21 protein-coding genes are annotated in these 24981 nt (G+C 72.8%); 10 read left to right on the plus strand and 11 right to left on the minus strand.

Going from position 1 to position 24981, the window contains the following annotated elements:
* Window positions 1-98: 98 nt before the first annotated feature.
* From IEZ05_RS25165 to IEZ05_RS25185, 5 genes are all read left to right on the plus strand, one after another.
* On the plus strand, window positions 99-3194 hold the full coding sequence (locus IEZ05_RS25165; RefSeq protein ID WP_189232533.1) for a glycoside hydrolase family 2 TIM barrel-domain containing protein: 3096 nt from the start codon (window positions 99-101) through the stop codon (window positions 3192-3194).
* Between the two features lie 150 nt (window positions 3195-3344).
* Window positions 3345-5588, plus strand: a complete 2244-nt coding sequence (locus IEZ05_RS25170) for a glycoside hydrolase family 9 protein (RefSeq protein ID WP_189232534.1) — start codon at window positions 3345-3347, stop codon at window positions 5586-5588.
* 97 nt (window positions 5589-5685) lie between these two features.
* Window positions 5686-5934, plus strand: coding sequence for a hypothetical protein (locus IEZ05_RS25175; protein WP_077797179.1), 249 nt, complete (start codon window positions 5686-5688; stop codon window positions 5932-5934).
* A gap of 3 nt (window positions 5935-5937) precedes the next feature.
* The gene (locus tag IEZ05_RS25180) at window positions 5938-6315 is read left to right on the plus strand and encodes a toxin Doc (protein WP_189232535.1); all 378 of its coding nucleotides are present in this window, start codon (window positions 5938-5940) and stop codon (window positions 6313-6315) included.
* 325 nt (window positions 6316-6640) lie between these two features.
* Window positions 6641-8251, plus strand: a complete 1611-nt coding sequence (locus tag IEZ05_RS25185; RefSeq protein ID WP_189232536.1) for an RICIN domain-containing protein — start codon at window positions 6641-6643, stop codon at window positions 8249-8251.
* 220 nt (window positions 8252-8471) lie between these two features.
* Here IEZ05_RS25185 and IEZ05_RS25190 read toward each other — a convergent pair whose 3' ends face one another.
* Window positions 8472-9251 carry an NAD(P)H-dependent oxidoreductase gene (locus IEZ05_RS25190; RefSeq protein ID WP_189232537.1) on the minus strand — a complete coding sequence of 260 codons (780 nt, stop codon included), beginning with the start codon at window positions 9249-9251 and terminating at the stop codon, window positions 8472-8474.
* A gap of 138 nt (window positions 9252-9389) precedes the next feature.
* Between IEZ05_RS25190 and IEZ05_RS25195 the strand changes: the two genes are divergently transcribed.
* Genes IEZ05_RS25195 through IEZ05_RS25205 form a run of 3 tightly spaced genes read left to right on the plus strand, consistent with a single transcriptional unit; the run spans window position 9390 to window position 11466 of the window.
* Window positions 9390-10238 carry a helix-turn-helix transcriptional regulator gene (locus tag IEZ05_RS25195; protein WP_189232538.1) on the plus strand — a complete coding sequence of 283 codons (849 nt, stop codon included), beginning with the start codon at window positions 9390-9392 and terminating at the stop codon, window positions 10236-10238.
* 42 nt (window positions 10239-10280) lie between these two features.
* Window positions 10281-10886, plus strand: coding sequence for a class I SAM-dependent methyltransferase (locus IEZ05_RS25200; protein ID WP_189232539.1), 606 nt, complete (start codon window positions 10281-10283; stop codon window positions 10884-10886).
* A gap of 46 nt (window positions 10887-10932) precedes the next feature.
* Entirely contained in the window at window positions 10933-11466 is a 534-nt protein-coding gene (locus IEZ05_RS25205; RefSeq protein ID WP_189232774.1) for a kinase, read from the plus strand.
* A 7-nt stretch (window positions 11467-11473) separates the two neighbouring features.
* On the opposite strand, the gene IEZ05_RS25210 is transcribed toward IEZ05_RS25205, so the two are convergent.
* On the minus strand, window positions 11474-12643 hold the full coding sequence (locus tag IEZ05_RS25210) for a lactate 2-monooxygenase (RefSeq protein ID WP_189232775.1): 1170 nt from the start codon (window positions 12641-12643) through the stop codon (window positions 11474-11476).
* 350 nt (window positions 12644-12993) lie between these two features.
* On the opposite strand from IEZ05_RS25210, the gene IEZ05_RS25215 reads away from it, so the two are divergent.
* Window positions 12994-13428 carry a protease inhibitor gene (locus tag IEZ05_RS25215; protein WP_189232540.1) on the plus strand — a complete coding sequence of 145 codons (435 nt, stop codon included), beginning with the start codon at window positions 12994-12996 and terminating at the stop codon, window positions 13426-13428.
* Window positions 13429-13568: 140 nt separating this feature from the next.
* On the opposite strand, the gene IEZ05_RS25220 is transcribed toward IEZ05_RS25215, so the two are convergent.
* The 9 genes from IEZ05_RS25220 to IEZ05_RS25260 form a co-directional block, all read right to left on the minus strand.
* On the minus strand, window positions 13569-13826 hold the full coding sequence (locus IEZ05_RS25220; RefSeq protein WP_189232541.1) for a CDGSH iron-sulfur domain-containing protein: 258 nt from the start codon (window positions 13824-13826) through the stop codon (window positions 13569-13571).
* Window positions 13807-14451 (minus strand): HemK2/MTQ2 family protein methyltransferase, encoded by a 645-nt coding sequence (locus IEZ05_RS25225; RefSeq protein ID WP_189232542.1) that lies wholly within the window; start codon window positions 14449-14451, stop codon window positions 13807-13809. Before IEZ05_RS25225 ends, IEZ05_RS25220 begins: the two co-directional genes overlap by 20 nt.
* A gap of 30 nt (window positions 14452-14481) precedes the next feature.
* Entirely contained in the window at window positions 14482-15513 is a 1032-nt protein-coding gene (locus tag IEZ05_RS25230) for an iron-containing redox enzyme family protein (protein ID WP_189232543.1), read from the minus strand.
* Between the two features lie 63 nt (window positions 15514-15576).
* Window positions 15577-15759, minus strand: a complete 183-nt coding sequence (locus tag IEZ05_RS25235; RefSeq protein ID WP_189232544.1) for a hypothetical protein — start codon at window positions 15757-15759, stop codon at window positions 15577-15579.
* Between the two features lie 64 nt (window positions 15760-15823).
* Window positions 15824-16834, minus strand: a complete 1011-nt coding sequence (locus tag IEZ05_RS25240) for a Ppx/GppA family phosphatase (RefSeq protein WP_189232545.1) — start codon at window positions 16832-16834, stop codon at window positions 15824-15826.
* Window positions 16835-16920: 86 nt separating this feature from the next.
* Window positions 16921-19743: an NHLP bacteriocin export ABC transporter permease/ATPase subunit gene (locus tag IEZ05_RS25245; RefSeq protein ID WP_189232546.1), complete on the minus strand. Its 2823-nt coding sequence runs from the start codon at window positions 19741-19743 to the stop codon at window positions 16921-16923.
* Between the two features lies 1 nt (window position 19744).
* Entirely contained in the window at window positions 19745-21967 is a 2223-nt protein-coding gene (locus tag IEZ05_RS25250) for an NHLP family bacteriocin export ABC transporter peptidase/permease/ATPase subunit (protein ID WP_189232547.1), read from the minus strand.
* On the minus strand, window positions 21964-22770 hold the full coding sequence (locus tag IEZ05_RS25255; RefSeq protein ID WP_189232548.1) for an HlyD family efflux transporter periplasmic adaptor subunit: 807 nt from the start codon (window positions 22768-22770) through the stop codon (window positions 21964-21966). The genes IEZ05_RS25250 and IEZ05_RS25255 overlap by 4 nt, the downstream gene beginning before the upstream one ends.
* 101 nt (window positions 22771-22871) lie before the next feature.
* Window positions 22872-23087 carry a type A2 lantipeptide gene (locus tag IEZ05_RS25260; protein ID WP_161163347.1) on the minus strand — a complete coding sequence of 72 codons (216 nt, stop codon included), beginning with the start codon at window positions 23085-23087 and terminating at the stop codon, window positions 22872-22874.
* A gap of 568 nt (window positions 23088-23655) precedes the next feature.
* Between IEZ05_RS25260 and IEZ05_RS25265 the strand changes: the two genes are divergently transcribed.
* A complete protein-coding gene (locus IEZ05_RS25265) occupies window positions 23656-24948 on the plus strand; it encodes a S1 family peptidase (RefSeq protein WP_189232549.1) in 1293 nt (430 codons plus the stop codon).
* Window positions 24949-24981 lie beyond the last annotated feature (33 nt).

Genomic DNA, 24981 nt, shown 5'->3' on the forward strand with positions numbered 1-24981 from the left:
TTTCCGTGCCCTTGACGGCCGCAGGGAGACCGACGTCAGAATCTGTTTGTTCACGATCAGTTGTGAGTACTTCTGATTCCTGGTGAGGGAGATCCGGCATGACGGTCACGCGCAGATCGGTCCTGATCGCCTCCGCGGCGGCGCCCACGGCGGGCGCGCTGCTGGGCGCCCCGTCGGCGTGGGCCGCGGACGCGGCGGGAGAGGACACGGGCCGCCGCACGGTCGCCCTGCGGGACGGCTGGCGCTTCGCCCTGGTCGATCCGGGCGGGACCACCGACCCGACCGGGGCGTACGCACGGGCCGCCGAACCGGACTACGACGACTCGGCGTGGCGCGAGGTGGCCGTCCCGCACGACTGGAGCATCGAGCAGACGCCCACCACCGACCACGGCACGACCAGCGGCACCGGCTTCCTGCCGGGCGGTCTCGGCTGGTACCGCCTCGCCTTCACCCTGCCGCCCGCGACGGCCGGGAAGCGGATCTCGGTCGAGTTCGACGGCGTCTACATGGACTCCCACGTCTACTGCAACGGTCAGGAGGCCGGCCGCCACCCCTACGGGTACACCGGTTTCGCCCTCGACCTCACCGGCCTGGTGCACACCGACGGCCGCACCGCGAACGTCCTCGCGGTTCAGGTGCGGAACCAGCTGCCCAGCAGCCGTTGGTACTCGGGCAGCGGCATCTACCGGGAGGCCCGGCTCGTCGTCACCGAACCGGTGCACGTGCGCCGCTGGGGCACGTACGTCACCACACCCGAGGTGAGCGGTGAGCGCGCCCTCGTCCGGGTGGAGACGTCCGTCGTCAACGCCTCGGGCGCCGCGCGCGAGGTCGAGATCAGGTCGGCGGTCGAGGACGCCGAGGGGCGTACGGTGGCCCGTGCCGCCTCCACGGTCACCGTGGCGGACGACCGCAGCGAGATCCACGAACTCACCGTCCGGCGCCCCCGGTTGTGGGACTTCGCCGACCCGCACCGCTATACCCTGCGCACCGAACTGCGCGTCGGCGGACGCACCGTCGACACCTACCGCACCCCCTTCGGCGTCCGCACGTTCCGCATCGACCCCGACGAGGGCTTCCACCTCAACGGAGCCCACGCCAAGATCAGGGGCGTCGACCTGCACCACGACCTCGGCGCGCTCGGGGCGGCCGTCAGCATGGACGCGGTCCGCCGCCAGATGACCCTGATGAAGTCGATGGGCGCCAACGCCTTCCGCACCTCCCACAACCCGCCCTCGCCCGAGATGATCGAGGTCTGCGAGGAACTGGGCATCGTGATGCTGGTCGAGGCCTTCGACTGCTGGCGCACCGGCAAGAACCGGTACGACTACGGCCGGTTCTTCGACGAGTGGTGCGAGCGGGACGCCACCGAGATGGTGCTCGCGGCCCGCAACTCGCCCGCCGTCGTCATGTGGTCCATCGGCAACGAGATCCCCGACTCCACCTCCACCGCCGGCCTCGCGATGGCCGACCGGATCATCGCCGCGATCCGGGCCGCCGACGCCACCCGGCCGCTCGTCATCGGCTCCGACAAGTACCGCCGGCTGCCCGCCAAGGGCTCGGCGGCCGACCTGATGCTGGCCAAGCTCGACGGACTCGGCCTCAACTACAACACCGCCAAGTCGGTGGACGCCCTGCACGCCGCCTATCCGCACCTGTTCCTGTTCGAGTCCGAGTCGTCCTCCGAGACCTCCACGCGCGGCACCTACCAGGAGCCCGAGCACCTCAACACCGGTGAGAACCACACTCCCGGCGGGCGGGCGACCTCGTCGTACGACAACAACCTCGCCTCCTGGACCATGAGCGGTGAGTACGGGCACAAGAAGGACCGGGACCGCAAGTGGTTCGCCGGGCAGTTCCTGTGGTCGGGCATCGACTACATCGGGGAGCCCACGCCCTACGACGTCTTCCCGGTGAAGGCGTCCTTCTTCGGCGCCGTCGACACCGCCGGCTTCCCGAAGGACATGTACCACCTGTTCCGCAGCCAGTGGACCGACGCACCGATGGTCCACCTGCTGCCGGCGAACTGGAACCACCGCGAGGGCGACACCGTCGAGGTCTGGGCGTACGCGAACGTCGACACCGTCGAGCTGTTCCTGAACGGGAAGTCCCTCGGCGTCCGTTCGTTCGACACCAAGAAGACGGTGGACGGCCGGACCTACCTGGAGACCACCGAGGCCACCGGAGACGACAAGACCTTCACCGACGGCCCCTACCCGGGCAGTTACACCAGTCCGAACGGCAGCGCGGGCAAACTCCACCTGACCTGGAAGGTGCCCTTCGCGCCGGGCGAGCTGAAGGCCGTCGCCCGGCGGGGCGGCAGGACCGTCGCCACCGACGTCCTGCGCACCGCCGGAGCGCCCCACGCCGTACGCCTCACCCCGGACCGGGAGACCGTCGACGCCGACGGCCGCTCCCTGGTCTTCGTGACCGCCGACGTGGTCGACCGGCGCGGAGTGGTGGTGCCCGGCGCCGAGCACCTGCTCACCTTCGAGGTCGCGGGCGGCTCCCTCGCCGGGGTGGACAACGGCCGCCAGGAGAGCGCCGAGCGGTACCAGGCGAGCACCCGCACCGCCTTCCACGGCAAGGCCCTCGCCATCGTGCGCTCCGGCACCCGGCCGGGGACGGTGCGGGTGACCGCCCGCGCGGACGGGCTGCGCGCGGGCACGGCGACCGTGCAGGCCCGGCGGGCCGCGTCACCGGCGACCACACCGGCTCCCCGGTTCGCGCCCGAGCACCCGGCGCCCGTGGCCCACCCGCACGCGGACGCGAGCTACTCCGGACGCCCCGACACCCTGCCCGCCGCGGTGCTCGACGGTGATCCGGCCACCGGCTGGTCCAACGGGTTCCTCAAGGCGGCCACCGCACTGCTGCCCGCCTTCGACGGGGCCCGTGCCGAGGACTGGATCTCGGTCGACCACGGACGGACCCGCCGCTTCGGCCGGGTCGAGGTCTCCTTCACCGTGGACGCCGCGCACAGCCTGCCCGCCGCGGTGAAGGTCGCCGTCTGGGACGGCCGCGCGTGGCGGACGGCCGAGGGTGCCCGTGTCGAGTGGGCCACCGTGTCCGACACCCCCACGGTGATCACCTTCGAACCGGTACGCGGCTCCCGCGTCCGGCTCACACTGACGAGCCGTCACCCCGGTCAGGCGCGGGGAGCGGTCCGGGTCAGCCGGCTGGAGACGCCCGCCGTCTGACCGGCCGGGCATCGGTCCGGACGGGAACCAGTCCCGTCCGGACCGTTGACGGGCTGTCATGTCTGCCACAAGCATGGCTCCCGACCGCTTTGGGAGCGCTCCCACACCTTTGGTGGCGCTGCCCGTCCCTCACCCCCGAGGAGCCCGGACGTGAAAAGACGCAGAACCGCGCTCGTCTCCCTGACAGCCCTGCTCGCGGCGGCCGTCACCGCGCTGCCCGCCGCGCCGGCCGGCGCCGACGAGACCGAGCAGGTCAGGAACGGCACCTTCGACAACGGCACCGAGTCCTGGTGGGCGAGCGGCAACGTCACCGCGGCCGTGTCCGACGGCCGGCTGTGCGCCGACGTCCCCGGCGGCACCGCCAACCGCTGGGACGCCGCCGTCGGTCAGAACGACATCGCCCTGGTCGCGGGGGAGTCGTACCGGTTCTCCTTCACCGCGACCGGCGCGCCCGCCGACCATGTGGTCCGGGCGATCGTGGGCCTGTCGGTGTCCCCGTACGACACCTACTACGAGGTCAGCCCCCAGCTGAGCGTCTCCGGCAACACCTACTCGTACACCTTCACCTCGCCCGTCGACACCGCCCAGGGCCAGGTCGGCTTCCAGCTCGGCGGCACCCCCGACGCCTGGCGGTTCTGCGCGGACGACGTGTCCCTGCTGGGCGGCGTGGCGCCCGAGCCGTACGTGCCCGACACCGGGCCGCGGGTGCGGGTCAACCAGGTCGGCTATCTGCCGTCCGGACCGAAGAACGCCACGCTGGTCACCGACGCGACCGCGCGTCTGCCCTGGCAGCTGAAGAACGCCGGCGGCCGGGTCGTCGCCCACGGCTGGAGCGTGCCGCGTGGTGTCGACGCCTCCTCCGGGCAGAACGTCCACTCGATCGACTTCGGCCGCTACACGCGCCGCGGCGACGGCTACACCCTGGTCGCCGACGGGGAGACGAGCCGCCCGTTCGACATCGGCACGGCCGCCTACGAGCGGCTGCGCGTCGACTCCGCGAAGTACTACTACACGCAGCGCAGCGGCATCGCCATCAGCGACGAACTGCGCCCCGGCTACGGCCGCCCCGCCGGACACGTGGGCACGGCACCCAACCAGGGCGACACCCGGGTGCCCTGTCAGCCGGGCGTGTGCGACTACACCCTCGACGTCTCTGGCGGCTGGTACGACGCCGGCGACCACGGCAAGTACGTCGTCAACGGCGGCATCTCCACCTGGGAGTTGCTGAGCACCTACGAGCGTTCGCTGCACGCCCGCACCGGGGAGCCGTCGAAGCTCGGTGACGGCACGCTCGCCCTCCCGGAGAGCGGCAACAAGGTGCCGGACATCCTCGACGAGGCCCGTTGGGAGCTGGAGTTCCTGCTGAAGATGCAGGTGCCGACCGGGCAGCCGCTGGCCGGAATGGCCCACCACAAGATCCACGACGCGCAGTGGACCGGGCTGCCGCTGCTGCCGAGCGCCGACCCGCAAAAGCGCGAGCTGCACCCGCCGACCACCGCGGCGACCCTCAACCTGGCGGCCACGGCCGCCCAGGCGGCCCGCCTCTACCGGCCCTACGACCGCGCCTTCGCGGCGAAGGCGCTCGACGCCGCGCGCACGGCCTGGTCGGCGGCCCTCGCCCACCCGGACGTGCTCGCCGACGAGAGCGACGGCATCGGCGGCGGGGCCTATCCCGACAGCCGGGTCGACGACGAGTTCTACTGGGCGGCCGCCGAGCTGTATCTGACGACGGGGGAGCGGGCCTTCGAGCAGTACGTGCTGACGTCCCCCGTCCACACCGCCGACATCTTCGTGCCGCTCGGCTTCGACTGGGCGCGCACCGCGGCGGCGGCCCGCCTCGACCTGGCCACCGTGCCGAACCGGCTCCCCGGCCGGGACGCCGTGCGCCGCTCCGTCGTGAAGGGCGCCGACCGCTATCTCGCCACGCTGAAGGCACAGCCCTACGGGATGCCGTACGCCCCCGACGGCAACGTCTACGACTGGGGCTCCAGCGCCCAGATCCTCAACAACGCGGTCGTCCTCGCCTCCGCCTACGACATCACCGGCGGGTCCGCGTACCGGGACGGCGCCGTCCAGACCATGGACTACATCCTGGGCCGCAACGCGCTGAACATCTCCTACGTCACCGGCTACGGCGAGGTCAACGCCCACCACCAGCACAGCCGCTGGTACGCCCGCCAGCTCGACCCCACCCTGCCGGACCCCCCGGACGGCACCCTCTCCGGCGGACCGAACTCGAACATCCAGGACCCCTACGCACAGAGCAAACTCCAGGGTTGCGTCGGCCAGTTCTGCTACATCGACGACATCCAGTCCTGGTCGACGAACGAGCACACCGTCAACTGGAACGCGGCGCTGGCCCGCATGGCGTCCTTCGTGGCGGACCAGGGCTGACCGCCCGCTCACCCGTTCGCTTCCCGCGGTACCGTCGTACTCCTGCTCTGACCTGGGGGTATTTACGGGCCAGTACCCGCGCGGTACCGTGGGAGGCATGCCAGCTCTGAACGTGGAGTTCAGCGACCGCGAGCTCGAGGACCTGCGGCAGATCGCCAAGGAACGCGGTACGTCGATGAAGGCGCTCGTGCGGGAGGCCGCCGCCGCCGACATAGCCCGGCACCGGGCGCTGCAGGAGGGCGCGGAGGCGTTCCGCCGGTTCTTCACCGCCCACGCCGACGAGTTCGCGGCCGCCTTTCCCGACGACGAACCACCGCCCGCCCGGGGCGAAGGGCGGGCCGCCTGACCCATGGCACCCGTTCTGCACATCGACGTGCCCTGGCTGCTCCAGCGTCACGAGGAGGTGCTGCCGGAGCAGCCCACGATCAACGACTTCTCCGCGCTCGTCGCCGCCGTCGCCCGGCACCGCGTCGACCCACCCCGCCTCGGGGTGAACTCCGACCCCGCCTGGCGGGCCGCCGCGCTGCTGCACACCCTCGCCGTGCTCAGGCCCCTGCCGTCGGCCAACGCCCGCTTCGCCTGCGCGACGGCCGTGGCGTACATGTTCGCCAGCGGCGTCGGCATCGATCCGCCCTACGGCGCCCTGGTCGACCTCGCGCGCGACCTGCTCACCGGCGACGCCGACGTCTACGGGGCGGCCGACCGTCTGCGGTCCTGGCAGATCTGAGCCCGCCCGGCGTGTGCGGGTCCTTTCGACGGGGCGGGTCGGGAAATCCGAAAGCCCGTGTAAACGGCATCAGTTGTCGCGGATTCCGGACTGCTTTCCCAGAGGTCCGACGTTACCCGGACGCCTTGTTGACCATGAGTGGTTTGTGCGAGAGTGAAGCACTCGTGCGGGGGGTGAAGGCCGGGTCTCGCACGCACCGTGGAGAACCGAGTCCGATTTCGCCGTGGCGAATTCACGCCCCCACGCCGCGCCGAAAAGGTATACACCATTTGCCTTTCGGCGACCGGAAATCTGCGTCACCCGCGCGTGGGAAGGAAACAGCTCAGTGCCCACCCCCCACCCCCCTCGTCCCGTCCACCCGCCCTTGGGCGGGGACCCCGGGGAGTCCGACGAGTGGCTGGCCGCCCGGCTCCGGGACGGCCCGGAGAGCGAGGCCTCGCGGGCCACCGCGCTGCTGACGGCCCGGCACTGGCAACCCGCCCACGACTACGCGGCCATCTGCCTCGCCGCGTCGGGGCAGATCACCGCCATGGTCACCGCCGCCGCCCAGCACCGGGTCCTGGACCGTCTCGCCCAGGGTGAACCGGCCACGGCCCTGCGCCCGCGACTGCTGGTGGCCGTGCGCGACACCGTCCGCCAGTGGTCGGCCGACGACGCGATCTCCGGAGTTCTGCCGCAGCTGCTCAAACCCGCCGGCGGGCGCGGTATGCGGGCGGCGAAATCCCTGATTCCGGAAAACCGCACCCTGGCGGCGCGCGCATTCGCGTCCCTTCCCGGGCCGGCCCGTTGTTTGCTGTGGCACACAGAGGTCGAGGGCGAACCCATTGCCGTGCCGGCCGGTCTCCTCGGCATGGATACCGACACCGCGTCGGCCACGTTCGAACAGGCGCGTGAGCAATTCCGTGACGGTTGTCTGCACGCCCACCGGCAACTCGCGCCGAGCCAGGACTGCCGCTTCCACAACCGTCTCCTCGACGTCCCGATCCGCCGCGGCGGGGATCTGCTGCCGGACGTGCGGAAACATCTCGCGGAGTGCCGGCACTGCCGGCACGCGGCCGAACAACTCTCCCACTTCGAACGTGAGTTGGGGCCGCTGATCGCGGAGGCCGTGCTGGGCTGGGGTGCCCGGCGCTATCTCGATTCCCGTCCGGGCCGCGCGGACCGGGGCCCGCAGGCCAGGGCCGCCGCCCGGCACCGCGGCGGCCGCCCCGGCCTGCTGTCCCGGCTCCCCGCGCCCGTCCGCCGGCTCCCGGGCCGGCCGCGCTCCGCCCGGTCGATGCTCAGAGGAGCCGGCGCCGCCTCGGCGGGAGTGCTGGCGATCGTCCTCGTGGCGAACGTGTGGTCGTACGACGGCGGCGGCGCCGATCCGGCCGCGTCCACCAGCGCCGTCGACGGCCGGGGCACGGCGTCCGCGACCTCCCGCCCGAAGCCGCCCGGCACCGCCGGACTGCCCACGGCCGCGGACCCCACCCGGCTGCGCAACGTCGCCGCCGGTCTCTGCCTCGACGTCCGGGGCGAGCCGAAGGCCGGGGCGGGCGCCCGGCTGGCGGCGTGCTCCGAGGCGTGGACGCAGCAGTGGACCCTGGAGGACGACGGCCTGCTGCGCAGTGTCGCCGACCCCGGGCTGTGCCTGGACTCGCGGGCGGACGCCGGAATCGTCATCCTCGGCACATGCGCCGACGAGGTCGACGAGCGGGGCGACGACGTGCGCTACGACCGCACCGCGCAGGGCGCGCTGCTGCCGCGCTGGCAGAACCAGCTCGCCCTCGCCGCCACCACCGGCGCGCCGGACGCCGACGTCGTCGTCAAGGTGCACGACGGTTCCACCGCGCAGCGCTGGCGGATCGAGAAGGCGCCGGCGGCGGACGGGTCCCTGTCGATCGCCGGGACCGACGCCGCTCCTGCCGCGCGACCCGTGGAGCTCTCGGGCACCTAGGGGGCGCCGTTCGGATCTTGCCTGGATCGCGGGGCCTGGCACGCACACCTGCGGCGTTGTCGTCGGTTGCCAGGGCTCCGCCCTGTCGCCCTACCCCGCTCAGGTCGGCCACCAGGCACCGTCGCCCGGAGCCGGCCCGATCCGAACGACACCCCCTGGGGGGAGCCGTCTTCCCCGTTGCCGGGTTCACACCCCGGCTCGTCCCGCTCGTCGCCGTCGGTCAGCCGCGCACGTGCAGCCCGAAACCCGTGCGGCCCGCGGGCTCCAGCCCCTTCTTCAGGTGCAGCGAGGGAATCTCGTAGTCGCCGAGGTTCTGCCGCCGGAACGCGATCGGATCGGTCGACTCCAGGGTCAGCAGGCGCTGCTCCCAGGCCTTCGCGGCGTCCTGGTAGTCCTCGCCGGTCATCCGGTCGGTGCCGTACAGCACGAACGGCGGTAGCACCTCGATGCCCGGGTAGTAGAGGATGCCGTGCTGGATCGGGAACAGCAGATCGTCGATGGGGCCGTTGATCCCGCGCGCCGCGTAGTGCGCCTCCGGGCCGCCGACGGTCACCGACAGCAGAGCCTTCCTGCCCGCGAGGGTGCCTTCACCGAAGCGCTCGCCGTACTGGGTGTCGCTGTGCTCGCCGACGCCGTACGCGAAGTGGGACGTGAACACCCGGTCCACCCAGCCCTTGAGGATCGCCGGCATCGTGTACCACCACAGCGGGAACTGGAAGATGACCGTGTCGGCCCACAGCAGCTTCTCCTGCTCGGCGCGGACGTCCGGGGTGAGCGCCCCGGCGTCGAAGGCCCGGCCCGAGTCCCGGGCGACCTCCAGCGGATCCGAGGCGTGGGGGCCGTAGTCCTCGGCGTCCACGACCGCCTTCCAGTTCATCGCGTACAGATCGCTCACCCGCACCTCGTGCCCGGCGTTCTCCAGCGTGGACACCGCGAGGTCCTTCAGCGAGCCGTTGAGCGACCGCGGCTCCGGGTGGGCGTGGACGATCAGCGTCTTCATGGCAACTCCTTCGGATCGGATGCCTTCGATCCTGGGCGTCGCGGCGCCCGGCGTTCAGGGACGCTTCTTCCGTCGGACGGGACTTCCTGGTACTGGCAGGACCACCTTCGCGGGCACCGCCGAGGCGATACTGGGCCCATGGACGATCTCGCCAGCTTCCTGCGGACCCGGCGTTCCCGGGTCGACCCGGCGGCCGTCGGCATCCCCACCGACAGCCGCCGCCGGGTCGAAGGGCTGCGCCGCGAAGAGGTCGCGCACCTGTCCGGAGTCAGTGTCGACTACTACGTACGCCTGGAGCAGGGCCGCGCGACCCAGCCCTCCGAGCAGGTCCTCGACGCGCTCGCCCGCGTCCTTGGCCTCGACGAGACCGAACGCGGGCACCTCCACCGGCTCGCCCGGCAGCGCCGCCGCCGCGCGAAGGCGCCGGGCGGGCGGGTGCGGCCGGAGCTGCTGCGCGTCCTGGACCTGGTCGCCGACGCACCGGCGCTGATCATGAACCACCGTCTGGACGTCCTCGCCGGGAACCGCCTCGCCGGGCTCCTCTACGGCCGGCCGGTGCCGGGCCTGAACACCGCCCGGCACCTCTTCCTCGAGGAGGCCGAGCGCGGCCTCTACGCGGACTGGGAGACCTGCACCCTCGACGCGGTCGGACATCTGCGGCTGGCCGCCGGCAAATACCCCGAGGACCCCCGCCTGGCCTCCCTCATCGGCGAGCTGGCGATGGGCAGCGACCGCTTCCGCCGTCTGTGGGCCCGCGCGGACGTGAGCGCCCGCACGCATGGCCGCAAGGCCTACCGGCACCCGCTGATCGGACTGCTGGAACTGCACCAGGAGAACTTCGCGCTGCCCGACGAATCGGGCATGGAGCTGCTGGTGCTGTCCGCGGCTCCCGGCAGCCCCGCCGAGGACGGGCTGCGCCTGCTCGCGGGCCTGGACGCGGCCGGCGGTGCCGCGCATCCCACGGTGGAGGCCCGGTTCCACGAGTAACCCGGCGTCGTCCGGCTTCGTCCCGGACTTAGGCTTGCCGTCATGAACCGATGGGAGCAGCTGACCGGTGGCAGGTCCGGTGAGCAGTACGCCGCTCGTTTCGCGGAACTCGCCGAACAGGGACAGGACGTGCACGGCGAGGCGCGACTCTGCGCCACGCTGGTGCCTCCCGGGGCGCGTGTGCTGGATGCCGGCTGCGGCACCGGGCGGGTCCTGATCCAGCTCGCCCGCCTCGGCCACGACGGCGTGGGCGTGGACCAGGACGCCTCCATGCTGGCCGTGGCACGCCGGAACGCACCACGACTGACCTGGGTGCAGGCCGACCTCGCGGACTTCGACCCGGCCACCGCGGGCATCACCCCCGGCTTCGACCTCGTCGTCGCCGCGGGCAATGTCTTCCCTCTCCTCGCTCCGGGCACTGAGTCCGCCGTCGCCGCCACGCTGGCCCGGGCCCTGCGCCCGGGCGGCCTGCTCGTCGCCGGCTTCGGCCTGGACCGGGACCACCTTCCCGTGCCACCCGGCCTGACCCTCGCGGAGTACGACGCCTGCTGCAGCGCGGCCGGCCTCACCCTCAGCGACCGCTTCGCCACCTGGGACGCCGACCCGTACGACGGCGGCGGATACGCGGTCAGCGTCCATCGCCGCTGAGGGCGGTCCCCCGCACCGGCCGGCCGCCGCTAACGTGACCGTCGTGATGGTGGGCACCGAAGGAACCCGGCTGGTCGTCCTGCGGGGCAACAGCGCCTCGGGCAAGTCGTCCGTCGCGGCGGGCATCCGTGAGACGTTCGGCCGTGGCCTGGCTCTGGTCGGCCAGGACAACCTCCGCCGCACCGTGCTGCGCGAACGCGACCGGCCAGGTGCCGCGAACATCGGCCTGATCGACCTGACGGCCCGCTACGCACTGGACGCCGGGTATCACGTCGTGGTCGAAGGCATCCTGTACGCCGACCGCTACGGCGACATGCTCGCCCGGCTGCGCGCCGACCACCGTGGCCCGACCCGCGGTTACTACCTGGACGTGCCGTTCGGCGAAACCCTTGCCCGGCACGCCGGCAAGCCGATCGCCGACGAGGTCGGCGAGAGACAACTGCGCGACTGGTACCGGCCGCGCGACCTGCTGCCCGGCGGCGTCGAGACCGTCATCGGCGCCGACAGCACCCTGCACGAGACCGTCGACCGCATCATGCGCGACACCGGCCTGGCCCACCTGCCCGCACGGGACCTCTGACCGCGGGTCAGGCTCGCTCCTCGACGAGATCGGCGGGGCCGGGCGTGGCGGGGGAGGCGTGTCCGGACAGGGCGAGCGTCAGGTCGAGTTCGGCGAGCAGGCAGCGGATCACGTGCTCGACGCCCGCCTGCCCGTCCAGGCCGAGGCCGTAGACGTACGGACGGCCCAGCAGCACCGCCCGGGCGCCGAGCGCGAGCGCCTTGAAGACGTCGTCGCCGGTGCGGACGCCGCTGTCGAAGAGCACGGTGAGCCGGTCACCGACCGCCTGCGCCACGCCCGGCAGCGCGTCGGCGGCCGCGACCGAACCGGCCACCTGACGCCCGCCGTGGTTGGACACCACCACACCGTCCATCCCGGCGTCGGCGGCGAGCCGGGCGTCGTCCGGGTGCAGCACGCCCTTGAGGACGATCGGGCCGTCCCAGTTCTCCCGCAGGAACGCCAGGTCCGGCCAGGTCTTGCCCGGGTCGGAGAACAGGCCGACGAAGTGCATCACCGCCGCGTTCGGATCCTCGTGCACCGGCTTCGCCAGACCCGCCAGGAACGCCGGGTCCGAGAAGTAGTTGGCGGTGCCCACACCGTGCAGGAACGGCAGGTACGCCTGGTCGAGGTCGCGCGGGCGCCACGACAGCAGCGGGGTGTCCAGGGTGACGAAGAGGGCCGTGAACCCGGCCGCCTTCGCCCGGTCCAGGAAGCTGCGGGCCACCTCGCGGTCCTTCGGCCAGTACAGCTGGAACCACCGCTCGGCGTCCCCCATCGCCTCCGCGACCTGCTCCATCGGGGTGCTGGACGCCGAGGACAGGACGAACGGCACGCCCTGCGCGGCGGCGGCCCGGGCGGCGGCCCGCTCCGCGTCCGGGTGCATGATCGACAGCACGCCCACGGGCGCCAGCGCCAGCGGAGCCGGCAGGGCACGCCCCAGCACCTCGACGGAGAGGTCCCGGTCGTGCACGTCCCGCAGCATCCGCGGCACGATCCGGCGCCGCTCCAGGGCCCGGCGGTTGGCGCGGGCCGTGGAGCCGTCGCCCGCGCTGCCCGCGACGTACCCCACGGGACCCGGACCGAGCCGCCGCTCGGTCAGCTCCTCCAGCCGGGTCAGGTCGGTGGGCAGCCGCGGCACCGCGCCCGTCATCCCGTTCAGGTAGATCTCGTACTGGAAGTCCGCCCAGTGCTTCGCCATCCGTACGTCCCGCCCCTCGTCGTCGAGCTCACGCGCCGCCAGAACCATACTCGCGAGTAGGTGGAGGGGGACCCGGCGGGTGCCGGACTGTTTCGGGAGTGTTTCCGGCCTATTGGCGAACGCGTGGATCACGCCATCCGGCCAGATCGCGTGATCGACAACCGCCCCGTTCCGGACTTGGAACGTTCTAATTCCGTGACTTCCCGCCACTGATTCAATACGCAAGGTTACTGAAATCCGTGGGGTCGATGTGTTTTTCGGCGGCGGACTCGGCAGACTCGCGCTCGCCGTTCCGGCACCGACCGGGCCGGGACGGCACCACCCTCGAACCGAGCGGAAGGATGCACACAATGCGGAACACCGCGCGCTGGGCAGCGACTCTGGGCCTGACGGCCACCGCCGTCTGCGGGCCCCTCGCGGGAGCCTCCCTCGCCTCCCCGGCCCCCGCCCCCGCGTCGCTCTACGCCCCCTCGGCCCTGGTGCTGACCGTGGGGCAAGGAGAGAGCGCTGCCGCCGCCGCGCCGCTGCGCGCCGTCACCCTGACCTGTACGCCGAGAGCGTCCGGCACCCACCCGGCCGCCGGCCCGGCCTGCGCGGAACTGCGCGGCGCGGGCGGCGACTTCGACGCCCTGAGGGGCGACACCGGTGTGCTGTGCACCCGGGAGTACGCCCCGGTCGTGGTCACCGTGGAGGGGGTCTGGCAGGGCCGGCGCGTCTCCTACGAGCGCGCCTTCGCCAACGAGTGCGTGAAGAACGCGGGCAGTACGAGCGTCTTCACGTTCTGAGAGACCGGGACCGCGCGGCCCGCGCGACGTGACCGGCTGCTCGTCGCTGGGGAGTGCGAGCGCCGCCGCGTGGACGGGACGGTCCCGCACCGGGGACGGCGGACGGAGTGGGGCCGTCCGCCGTTCCCCGGTATCGAGGTTCAGGACTCGGCGCCCGGCCCCCGGCCCTCGGCGCCGCCCGCCGGCCCGTCGCCCGGGCCGGACGACCGGGCGCGGTGGCTGGTGTCGCACCAGGGGTAGCGCCGGCTGCGGCGACAGGTGCACAGGGCGACCCGGAAGCGGTCGGAGGACACCGTCGTCCCGTCCTCCAGCTCGATCTCCACCGGGCCCTCCACCAGCATCGGCCCCCGGCGCTGGACGGTGATCCGGCGGGGCGGGTCAGACGGGGAGTTCGGCACGGACGACCACCAGCTCTTCCTCGTTGTCGGCCAGGGACAGCAGACCCCGCTGCCGCAGCCAGCGCTCCCGGCCGCGGACCACGGGCCCGAAGGCGATCCGCTGCCGCCTGATCACCGCGGCCTTCAGACCGGCCGCCCGCAGATGCCCGACCGTCTGCTCCGGATCGCTGAGCGCGGACTGCACGAGCAGCAGCACACCACCGGGCCGCAGCAGGGCGGGCACCTCCCGGCAGATCCGGTCCAGCACCAGCCGGCCGTCGTGACCCGCGTCCCAGGCCCGGGCCGCCCCACGCGGCCGGTGGCCGCCGCCCGGCGCCGGAACGTACGGCGGATTGGCGAGGACGAGGTCGAACGACTCACCCCGTACCGGAGTGAAGAGGTTGCCGCGCAGGACCCGGACGCGTACGCCGGCCCGCGCAGCGTTCAGCCGGGCGGCCCACACGGCACGCCGTGACACGTCCACCGCGGTGACCCGGCCGCCCAGCCGGGCCGCCGCCAGCGCCAGGGCGCCCGAGCCGGTCCCCACGTCGAGCACGGCCGCTCCCGGGGGCAGCGACTCGTCGGACAGGGCCCCGGCCAGCAGGGCGGTGTCCTCCTGAGGGGCGTAGACGCCCGGTAGCACCATGAAATTCACGCAACCCACGTACCCCCGTCGTCACGAAATATGGGAGGTTCCCGAGGGTGCGGGGGACACGCCCGCCAGGGGAGTGCGCAGCGAGGAGCGGCCGGCCCGCCAGTCGGCGAGCAGCCGGTCGGCGAAGCGGTCCTCCAGGTACCCGGTGGCGTCGATGCCGAAGACGACGTCCGCCGCCAGCTGCGGTTCCTGCTCCAGCAGTCCGTCGATCACCTCGTGCCGGACGATCTGCTCGTGCACCGCGTCGGCCTCGATGTGCTCGTCGTAGAAGTGCTCGGCGGCGGGCCCCGCACCGGTACGGCGCATCGCCTCGGCGAGCCGCCGGGAACCGGGCGACGAGGTGATCTCGACCGCCGCGAAGTGACCGACCAGGGCGCCGCGCAACGCCCGGTGCAGGCCGAACAGGGACATCATGTTCACCGTGGCCAGGCACTCGGCCGAGGCCGCCTCCAGATGACGCCCGTACGTCGTGTCCAGACCGAGGTCCGTCATCAGGTCGGCGAACAGCCGGGCGTGCACGCGGTCGGCACGGCCGCCGCCGTACTCGTCGAACTCCACCGCCGCCATCGCCGCCTTCGCGCGGCCCCACAGCCGCGGCAGCACCCAGGCGTGCGGGTCGGCCTCCTTGAGGTGGTACAGGGAGCGCTGGGCCGCGTACTCCCGCAGGTGCCACAACTCGCCCTCGTCCCGCAGGAAGTGGCTCACGCCCTTGCCGTCGACGGGCTCGACCAGCAGTGCCCCGACCGCGTCCGCCACACTGTCGTGGACCGGGGTGTCGGCGCGCAGCGCGGACAGGAAGCGGTCCTCCAGCGCCGCCCGGGTGCGCAGCAGGCCGGGGTCCCACTCCAGGCCGGGGGACACGCCGGCGAAACCGCGGTAGTGCAGCTCGTAGCACTGGTAGAGGGCAAGCTGCAGGTCGTCGCCGTACGGGGACGCCGCGGCGACCTCCTCGGGGCGGGGCAGCGGGCCGGTGCCGAGCAGATACGAGCCGACGGCCGCGGAGAGCGGGCCCCGGGCCGTCGGCAGCTGTGGTTCTTCGCGGACGTTCTCCATGCGACGCGGGTACCCGCCGGGCGCCATCGCATCCGCGTCGCGCCCGGCGCCCGCGTCGCCGTGCTACTCCTTGCCGGACTCCTCCTGCGCCTCGACGTTCGGCGAGGTGGCGTCGCCCGCCTCGCCCCGGTGCCGCCGCTCCCGCGCGGACTCCGGGTCACGGGTCTCGGCCTCCTCGATCTCGCGCATGACCTCCTCGATGGCCGTCTCGGGCTTCCGGTGGCCGCGTTCGCCTTCGTGGGACACGTGGGGCTCCTCTTCTCGTTCGGTTCGGTGTGGCGGTCGTCCCCGTCCGGGGACCGCGTCGGTGTCAGTTCGCCGCGGACGCGATGCGCAGCGGCACCGGGCCGGGGACGGCGGGCTCGTCGTTGCGGCGGACGATCTCCGCCCACCAGGACGGCCCGTCCTCGATGTGGCGCAGCAGGACGCCCTCGCGTATCGCCCAGGGGCACAGCGTCACCGACTCCAGTCCGGTCAGCTTCATCGCCGTGTGCCCGACCACCGCGCCCGCCAGGCTCTGTGCGGAGCGCGGCGCGGAGATTCCGGGCAGGCGGGCCCGCTCCGCGGCGGACAGGGCGGCCAGCCGGCCGACAGCCTGCTTCAGGTCCGCGCAGCTCATCCGGCGTTCCTCGAAGGGCCCGTGCCGACCGGGCAGGGCCCCGCACAGCCGCCCGAGCTGCTGGAACGTCCGTGAGGTCGCCACCGCCGTGCGCGGTCCCTCCCAGCGGATCCGCGCCGCGACGTCCCGCAGCTGGTGGCGGACCGCGCGGCGCAGCGCCCGCAACTGCTCCGGATGCGGTGCGTCCTGGCCGCCGGCGAGGAACTCGTGGGTCAGGCGCCCGGCGCCCAGCGGCAGCGAGGCCACGAAGTCGGGCAGCCGGCCACGGCCGAAGGCGACCTCCAGCGAGCCGCCGCCGATGTCCAGCAGGGCGAGCGGTCCCGACCGCCAGCCCATCCAGCGCCGGGCCCCGAGGAACGTCAGCTCGGCCTCCACCTCGCCCGGCAGGGTGCACAGCCCGACCCCGGTGCGGGCCCGGACCGTGCGCAGCACCTCCTGGCGGTTCGGCGCGGCACGCACCACGGCGGTCGCGAACGCCAGCGGGTCGGCCGCACCCCAGCGGGCCGCGGTCCGGCTCGCGTCGGCGACCGCCGCCACCAGCCGCTCCACGGCCTCCTCGGGGACCGGAGCACCGTGCCGGACCTGCTCGGACAGCCGCAGGCGCCACTTCGCCGTGTGGACCGGCAGCGGAACACCGCCCGCCGCGTCGGCCACCACGAGTCGGACGGTGTTCGACCCGACATCCACCACGCTGATTCGCATGAAGGCGCTGGTACCCGCGCCGGCCCGCGCGAACCCACCCCCGGCCCGCGCCCGGGCCGGGACGGCCGGGCACCACCGGCCGGGTCTCAGGCCAGCTGCCGGCGCACCAGCTCGTGCAGCCGGCCACCCGTGTCCGCCAGCAGCTCGGCCGGCGGGCCCTGCTGGGCGACCTTGCCGTCCTCCATCACGATCACGCGGTCGGCGTCCAGCACCGTGGTCAGACGGTGCGCGATGACGATCCGGGTGGCGTTCAGCGCCTTGGTCGACTCGATCACCGTGCGCTGCGTCTCGTTGTCCAGGGCGCTGGTCGCCTCGTCGAAGAAGAGGACGCGCGGCCGGCGGATCAGCGCCTGCGCGATCATCAGCCGCTGCCGCTGGCCCCCGGAGACCGCCCCGCTGCCCGACACGATGGTGTGCAGGCCCATCGGCATCCGCTTGATGTCCTCGGCGAGCCCCGCCATCTCGGCCGCCGCCATCGCCTCCTCCGGCGTGTACGGCTCGGTGCCGCAGATGACGTCCAGGATCGAGCCGGTGAACGGCTGCGCGTGCTGGAGCACCACCCCGCACTGCCGGCGCACCGCCGACTGGTCGAGCGCGGCCAGGTCCTGGCCGTCGTACAGGACGCTGCCCGACAGCGGACGGTCGAAGCCGATGAGCAGCCGCAGCAGGGTCGACTTGCCGCAGCCGCTGGGCCCCACGATCGCCACGAACTCGCCCGGCCGCACCGCGAACGACACGTCGTCCAGGACCAGCGGCCCGTCGTCGGTGTACCGGAACGACAGCCGCCGCGCCTCGATCGCCCCGGACAGCGGACCGGGCCGGGTGCTCGCGGCGCGCACCTCGGGCGCCGCCTCCAGCACCGGCTTGATCTCCTCGAACAGCGGCAGCGCCGCCACCGCCGACACGAAGGCACCGGTCAGCTGGGTGACCGAGGTCAGCAGCATCGTCACCGAGGTGTTGAAGGTGAGGAACGCCGCCGCCGACATCGAACCGCGGGCCGGGCCGGCCAGCAGCATGAACATCAGCAGCGTGCACAGCGGGAGATACACCGCGCCGAGCACCGCGTTGAGGTTCTTGATGCGCCCGGCCCGCTGCTGGAGCTCACGGCTGCGCGCGAACTGCGCCGCCCAGGCCGCGTAGGCGTAGTTCTCGGCCGCCGCGACCCGCAGCTTGGGCAGTCCGCGCAGGGTCTGGAAGGCCTGGTTGTTCAGCTTGTTGGTGAGCTGCACCAGCCGTCGCTGCCAGCGCACCTGCCACAGTCCGAGAGCCAGGAACACCGCGGCGACGACCACCAGCATGCCGATCGCCGCGAGCGCCATCGGCACGCTGTACCAGAGCAGCAGCCCCAGGTTCATCGCCCCGACGGTCACCGACTGGGCCACCGTCGGCCCGACCCCGGCCAGCAGCCTGCGGATCGCGCTGATGCCCATGGCCGCGCTCGCCAGCTCACCCGTGGAGCGCTCGGTGAAGAACCGGGTCGGCAGCCGCAGCAGCCTGTCCCACACGGCCGGCTGGAGGGTCGCCTCGATACGTCCCTCCAGCCGCAGGATCGTGAGGTTCTGCAACAGCATGAACGCCGCCGCGACGACACTGCTCAGCATCACCGCGAGACACACCTGCACGATCAGCCCGGTCTGCGCCTTGGGCACGAACTCGCCGAGCACCTTGCCGGTGGCGACCGGCACCAGCGCGCCGATCGCCACCGTCACCAGCCCGGCGAGCAGCAGGCTCGCCAGATCACCGCGCGTGCCCCGCAGACAGAACCGCAGCAGCCGCAGCGGACCGAGCCGGCGCTCGGGCAGCGGCCGGTAGAACATCACCGCGCGCGGCTCGAACTCCCCGGCGTTCGCCTTCTCGACCGGCGTCTCCCGGCCGGTCGCCGGATGCACGGCCACATAGCCCCCGCGCCGCCACAGCAGCGCCACCGGCGCGCCCGACAGGGCCCGGTGACCGACCAGCGGCCCGACGTCGTCCCGCCACCAGCGGCCGTCCAGCCGTACGGCCCGGGTGCGGACCCGGGAGGCCAGGGCGATCCGCTCCACCGGGTCGAGCCGGTCGCTCTCGGTGCCGTTCTGCGCGGGCTCGGCCAGCGTGATCCCGGCCGCGCGGGCGACCAGTTCGCAGGCCGCGTAGGTGGCGTCGGCGTCGGCGGCCGTGGCCCGCTTCCCCGACCGCCTGCCGATGGAGGCCAGCAGCGTGCGGTCGGCCTGGGCGCGAACCGCCTCACCGGCCTTGATGCCGGCCGCCGTGCGCGTCTCGTGGGTGCGCTCCAGCTGCTCGATCCAGCGGTCCAGCGTGGTCAGCAGCCGGTACTGCTGGTCGACCATGCTCTGCCACAGCGCGGGGTCCATCAGCAGGTCGGCGGCCGCCTCGTCGCCGTACACCGCGCCGTACTGCACGCTGCCGGGCGGCACCTGCATCCAGAAGACGTCGTCGTCGGTGGGCGTCGCCGCCCGTTCCGAGGCCATCGGCGCCTGGAAGAGGATGGACAGACTGCGCCCGACGCCCAGGGCGAGGGCGTACTCCAGCGGACTCGTCGTCGGCGGCACGTACTGGGGGTTGCCGTACTCGTCGTACGACCACGTCTGCGTGGCCGCCGGCTGGTACAGCTCGCGCAGCCCGATGCGGTGCACCACGCAGTCCCGCAGGGGACGGGCGACCAGCGTGTGCTGGGGCCCGGCCACCGGACCGAGCAGCACCGAACCCGCCTCCAGGCGGCCCAGGTGGTGCCAGTGGCCCTGCTGCCCGGCGTCCACCGCGAACAGGTCCACCGCGCCGGACACGACCAGCCAGAGCACCTGGGGTCCCTCCAGGTCGAGGCGGTTGAACCCGGCGCAGTCCACGCGCGTGCCCAGGGAGCCGAGCGCGCCGAGGACGAGATCGCCCTGCCCTTCGTGCACCGTCGTCATCTCACCGCTCCCCGACGAGCGCCGCGTACGCGCCGCCGCGCGCCACCAGTTCCTCGTGCCGCCCGCGCTCCACGACCGTGCCGTGCTCCAGGACGACGATCTCGTCGCTGTCCCGCACGGTGCTCAGCCGGTGCGCGATCACCACGCACGCGCAGCCCCGCCGGCGCAGGTTGTCCATCACCACCAGCTCGGTCTCCGCGTCCAACGCGCTCGTCACCTCGTCCAGGACCAGGATGCTGGGCCTGCGCACCAGCGCCCGCGCGATCTCCAGGCGCTGGCGCTGCCCGCCGGAGAAGTTGCGGCCGTCCTGCTCGACCCTGCTGTGGATGCCGCCCGGACGGCGCATCACGACGTCGTACAGCGCGGCGTCCCTGAGCGCCTCCACCACGGCGTCGTCCGGGACCGAGGGATCCCACAGCGCCACGTTGTCGCGCACCGAGCCCTCGAAGAGGAACACGTCCTGGTCGACGAAGGAGACGGAGGACGCCAGCGCCCCGCGCGGAATGTCCTCGAGGCGCTGCCCGTCGATGCGGATCACGCCCTCCCACGGGGTGTACAGGCCGGAGATCAGCCGGGACACCGTGGACTTGCCGCTGCCCGAGCCGCCGACCAGGGCCACCTGCCGCCCCGGCCCGACGGTCAGGTCGAAACCGGTCAGCAACGGCTTGTCGAGGGGGCTGTAGCCGAACGAGATGTTCTCCAGTTCGACATGGCCGTGCAGCCGGCGCGTGGAGTCACCGCCGCCGGGGCGGCCGTACAGCGGGTCCGCCCGGAAGTTCTCCACGTCCTTCAGACGGGCCACGTCGGCCGCGAAGTCCTGGATGCGGCCCGCGACGCCGTTCAGCCGGGTCAGCGGAGCCGTGAAGCGGGTCACCAGCGCCTGGAAGGCGACCAGCAGGCCGATCGAGATGTGCCCCTCGACCGCCCGCATGCCGCCGATCCACAGGATCAGCGCACTGTTGAACGTGGCGAGCGTCGGCGCGACCACACCCAGCCAGGCACCCGGCACCCCGAGCCGCTGCTGCTCCTCCAGCGTCGTGGCGTGCTGCCCGGCCCACTTGCGGAAGTAGCCGTCCTCACCGCCGGTCGCCTTCATCGTCTCGATCAGCTGAAGACCGGAGTACGCCGTGTTGGTCAACCGGGCCGTGTCCGCGCGCAGCTTCGCCGTCCGGGTCGCGCGCAGCTTGATCACGACCCGCATGGCGACGATGTTGAGCAGCGCCACACCGATGCCGACGAAGGTGAGCTGGGGGTCGTACGTGTACAGCAGCACGGCGTACAGCACGACGACGATCGCGTCGACGCCCGCCGCCGCGAGGTCGCGGGCCAGGGTCTCGGCGACGGCGTCGTTGGACTGGAGGCGCTGGACCAGGTCGGCCGGGCTGCGCTGGGAGAAGAACGTCACCGGCAGCCGCAGCAGATGCCGCAGGAAGCGGGCGCTGGAGAGCGTGGAGGAGATGATGCGGCCGTGCAGCAGGTTCGCCTGCTGGAGCCAGGTCAGCACCACCGTGAGCAGGACGCACGCCGCCATCGACGCGAACAGCACGCCCAGCAGCGAGGTCTGCCCGCCGATCAGGAACATGTCGATGTAGGTGCGGCTCAGCGCGGGCACCGCCGCGCCCACCGCCACCAGCAGCAGGCTCGCCAGCACGGCGGCGGGCAGGGTGCCCGCGGTGCCGCGCAGCCGGGCCGGCATCGCGCCGAGCACGCCCGGCCTGCGACCGCCCCGGGCGAAGTTCTCACCGGGCTCCATGGTCAGCACGACCCCGGTGAAGCTGCCGTCGAAGTCCTCCAGGGACACGAAGCGGCGGCCCTTGCCCGGGTCGTTGATGAACACCCCGCGCCGGCCGAAACGCCGGCCCATGCCGTCGTAGACGACGTAGTGGTTGAACTCCCAGAACAGGATGGCCGGCGCCGTCACCTCGGCGAGGGCGGCCAGGTCCATCTGCATGCCCTTGGCGGTGAAGCCGTAACTGCGCGCCGCCTTGAGCAGGTTGCTGGCGCGCGAACCGTCGCGGGAGACACCGCAGGCGATGCGCAGCTCCTCCAGCGGGACGTGCCGGCCGTAGTGGCCCAGCACCATCGCAAGGGAGGCGGCGCCGCACTCCACGGCCTCCATCTGGAGCACGGTGGGCGTACGGACGGTCTTCGCCCGGCCCTTGGGAACCTTGCGCCTGGGCGGGGCGGCACGGCGTCTGCCCCGGGTGTCGGTCGCGGTACTCACGGCAGCAGCCAATCGACGGGACGCTGCCCGGCCAGCCGGATGGAGCCCGTGGCCAGCGTCATGGAGGTCAGGTCGTACGGCGGTCCGTCCGCGGACGACCACGCGTAGCCGCTCTTCGTGGACTTCGAGGTGTCGAGGCGCACCGTCACGGCCACCGGCCTGCCGTCCTTGGTGAACTGCTCGCCGAGCTGGCCGTCCCCGAGGAACGCGCCGATCGACTGTGCCGACTGGGCCGAGCGGTCCACCGCCTTCACATGGCCCCTCAGCACGCCGTACTCCTGGGCCGGCACCGACTGGACGGTCAGGTCGACCGGGGCGTCGGCGGGAATGGCGGCGGCGTTCTCGGCGGGGACGTAGACGGTGGCGTAGAGCGGGTCGCCGGCGTGGGCGACCTTCTCGATCGACGCGACGTCGGCGCCGGTCCGGATGATCTGTCCGACGGTGGCGGCGAGCGCGCTGACCCGGCCCGCGTCGAGCGAACGGACGACGGTGTCACCCTCGGCGGTGCGGACCTTCAGCACGGGCGAGCCGGCGGCCAGCCGCTCTCCCTGCCGGGCGAGGACCGCGGTGACCTGGCCGGAGACCGGGCTCTGCAGGACGTAACTGCCCTGCCCGTGGGTGAGGACGGCGGGTGCGCCGACCGTGGAGGTCACCGAGCCGGTCACCGCCCACACGGACGCGGCGGCCATCGCGACGACGGTCACGGACAGCACCAGCCAGCCCTGCGGGCGGGCGAAACGCACCGGAAGGTCGAGCTCCTCCGGTGACTGGAGTTTGGCGAGGGCCTGTTGGCGGAACTGCACGTCGGACGTATCCCAGGAGATCGCTAAGAAGCCGTCGGGGAACGGCCGAAAAGTCCCGGAGCCGGGGTACGGCTCCGGGACTCAGCGGCACAAGGGCCCGATCAGAGACCGGCGACCAGGCCGGTGACCGGGGCGGTGTTCAGACCGGTGACACCCTCGACGGTGCCGACGGCGGTGTTGAGCAGACCCGAGACCGGGGCGATGCCGTCCACCAGGCCGGTGACGGTGCCGACGGCGTTCACGTTCAGGCCGCCGGAGACGTTGTCGAGCTCGGCGTCGGAGATCTCGACGGTCTCAACCTGGGGGGTGGAGTTCATGATGGAACTTCCCTTCGTATAGCCAATTCACAAGGGGGGAGCGGCCCCCTCTGGGGACAGATGACGGCCGCGACCACGGGCGGCCGGGCGCCCGTTTCCGGAGCCCTCCGCGGCCCCCGCGGTGCGATGGATCAAAGCACGCGGCCGGTCGGCCCTTCCAATCAATCACCCCTCTCACCTGGCCACTTGCGACGCCGGGGCGCCCAACCGTGCAGGACTGCGCACGTCTTCGAGGCGACTTCTTCACACTGGGTGCGGCATCGGGCGGCGCGACCCCTTGCCCGCGTCGCCGCGAATCCGGCACTCCCGCCTTAAAGGCGTGGGCGGCACCCGTGGGTTGTGGAGAACGGCCGTTCGGGGTGACCGGGTTGGGCAGTCGGTGTGCAGATTCGCTGAAGCCCGGATTCCGCTCCGTGAGCGGAACAGGGCGCATCCGTCCGATCACGGAGTGTGCCGACCGGGCGGGATTGAACGACCCGTCCGGCCCGTGCGTACCAACAGCCATCCAGGCGCCCCCCCGACAGCCGCCGACCGGCGGCACGGACCCCGTCCCAGGAGGTCGAGAAGGTTGAGTCACAAGCGAATCCCGAAGCGCAAGGCCGCGATGGTGGCAGGCTCGGTGGTCGCGCTCGGCGCCGCCGCCGTCCTGCTGCCCAACGCCAACGCCTCGCAGGACGGCGGCGGTTCGGACGACACCGCCGCCGCGCCGAGGACACTCAAGGCGGCGGACGCCTCGGATCTCGCCTCACAGCTCTCCGGACTGCTCGGCGACGCCTTCGCAGGCTCCTACTACGACGCCGGCACACAGCAGCTCGTCGTCAACGTCGTACCCGGCGACAACAACGACGTCGTCGTGCAGGCGAAGAAGGCGGGCGCGGCCGTCCGCGAGGTGGACAACAGCATCACCGAACTCAGGCGCGGCGCGCAGACCCTGAAGTCCGAGGCGACCATCCCCGGCACCGCGTGGGCCGTCGACCCCCGGACCAACAAGATCCTCGTCACCGCCGACAGCACCGTCACCGGCGCGGCGTGGGACCGGCTGGAGTCCACCGTCGAGGGCCTCGGCCCGGGCATGGCCACCCTCAAGAAGTCCGGCGGAGCCTTCAAGACCTTCGTGTCCGGCGGGGACGCCATCTTCGGTGGCGGTGCCCGCTGCTCGCTCGGCTTCAACGTCACCGCGGCGGACGGCTCGCCCGCCTTCCTGACGGCCGGTCACTGCGGGGTGGCGGCCGAGCAGTGGTCCGACGCGCAGGGCGGGCAGCCGATCGCCACCGTCGACCAGGCCGTGTTCCCCGGCCAGGGCGACTTCGCGCTCGTCACCTATGACGACCCCGCGACCCAGGCACCGAGCGAGGTGAACGTCGGGAACCAGACCGTCCCGATCAGCGAGGCGGCGGAGGCGACGGTCGGACAGCAGGTCTTCCGGATGGGCAGCACCACCGGACTGGCCGACGGGCAGGTCCTCGGCCTGGACGCCACCGTGAACTACCCCGAGGGCACCGTCACCGGCCTCATCCAGACCGACGTGTGCGCCGAACCCGGGGACAGCGGAGGCTCCCTCTTCACCCAGGACGGCCTGGCGATCGGCCTCACGTCCGGCGGCAGCGGCGACTGCACGGTGGGCGGCGAGACCTTCTTCCAGCCGGTCACCACGGCCCTGCAGGCGGTCGGCGCGACACTCGGCGACGGCGGCGCGGGCGAGCAGGCGGGCGGTGAGGGCTCCGGTGCCGGCGACCAGGCCGGTGGCGCGGAGGCCGGTGACGGTACGGGGGACGCCGGTGACGGAGCAGGGGCCGGGGACGCCGGCGACGGGCCGGGCACCGGCAGCGCGGACGGCTCCGGCCTGACACACACCCGCTGACCCCGCTGCCCGGCCTCCCCGCGCGGGCACGCT

The sequence above is a fragment of the Streptomyces flaveolus genome (assembly GCF_014648815.1).
Taxonomy (GTDB): domain Bacteria; phylum Actinomycetota; class Actinomycetes; order Streptomycetales; family Streptomycetaceae; genus Streptomyces; species Streptomyces flaveolus.

Excerpts from the sequence above, each read along its gene's own strand:
- IEZ05_RS25240 (WP_189232545.1), bottom strand. The coding sequence starts at position 16,834 with ATGCGAATCAGCGTGGTGGATGTCGGGTCGAACACCGTCCGACTCGTG.
- IEZ05_RS25195 (WP_189232538.1), top strand. The coding sequence starts at position 9,390 with ATGGACGATCTCGCCAGCTTCCTGCGGACCCGGCGTTCCCGGGTCGAC.
- IEZ05_RS25205 (WP_189232774.1), top strand. The coding sequence starts at position 10,933 with ATGGTGGGCACCGAAGGAACCCGGCTGGTCGTCCTGCGGGGCAACAGC.
- IEZ05_RS25245 (WP_189232546.1), bottom strand. The coding sequence starts at position 19,743 with ATGACGACGGTGCACGAAGGGCAGGGCGATCTCGTCCTCGGCGCGCTC.
- IEZ05_RS25215 (WP_189232540.1), top strand. The coding sequence starts at position 12,994 with ATGCGGAACACCGCGCGCTGGGCAGCGACTCTGGGCCTGACGGCCACC.
- IEZ05_RS25180 (WP_189232535.1), top strand. The coding sequence starts at position 5,938 with ATGGCACCCGTTCTGCACATCGACGTGCCCTGGCTGCTCCAGCGTCAC.
- IEZ05_RS25260 (WP_161163347.1), bottom strand. The coding sequence starts at position 23,087 with ATGAACTCCACCCCCCAGGTTGAGACCGTCGAGATCTCCGACGCCGAG.
- IEZ05_RS25165 (WP_189232533.1), top strand. The coding sequence starts at position 99 with ATGACGGTCACGCGCAGATCGGTCCTGATCGCCTCCGCGGCGGCGCCC.
- IEZ05_RS25190 (WP_189232537.1), bottom strand. The coding sequence starts at position 9,251 with ATGAAGACGCTGATCGTCCACGCCCACCCGGAGCCGCGGTCGCTCAAC.
- IEZ05_RS25230 (WP_189232543.1), bottom strand. The coding sequence starts at position 15,513 with ATGGAGAACGTCCGCGAAGAACCACAGCTGCCGACGGCCCGGGGCCCG.
- IEZ05_RS25200 (WP_189232539.1), top strand. The coding sequence starts at position 10,281 with ATGAACCGATGGGAGCAGCTGACCGGTGGCAGGTCCGGTGAGCAGTAC.
- IEZ05_RS25225 (WP_189232542.1), bottom strand. The coding sequence starts at position 14,451 with ATGGTGCTACCGGGCGTCTACGCCCCTCAGGAGGACACCGCCCTGCTG.
- IEZ05_RS25210 (WP_189232775.1), bottom strand. The coding sequence starts at position 12,643 with ATGGCGAAGCACTGGGCGGACTTCCAGTACGAGATCTACCTGAACGGG.
- IEZ05_RS25175 (WP_077797179.1), top strand. The coding sequence starts at position 5,686 with ATGCCAGCTCTGAACGTGGAGTTCAGCGACCGCGAGCTCGAGGACCTG.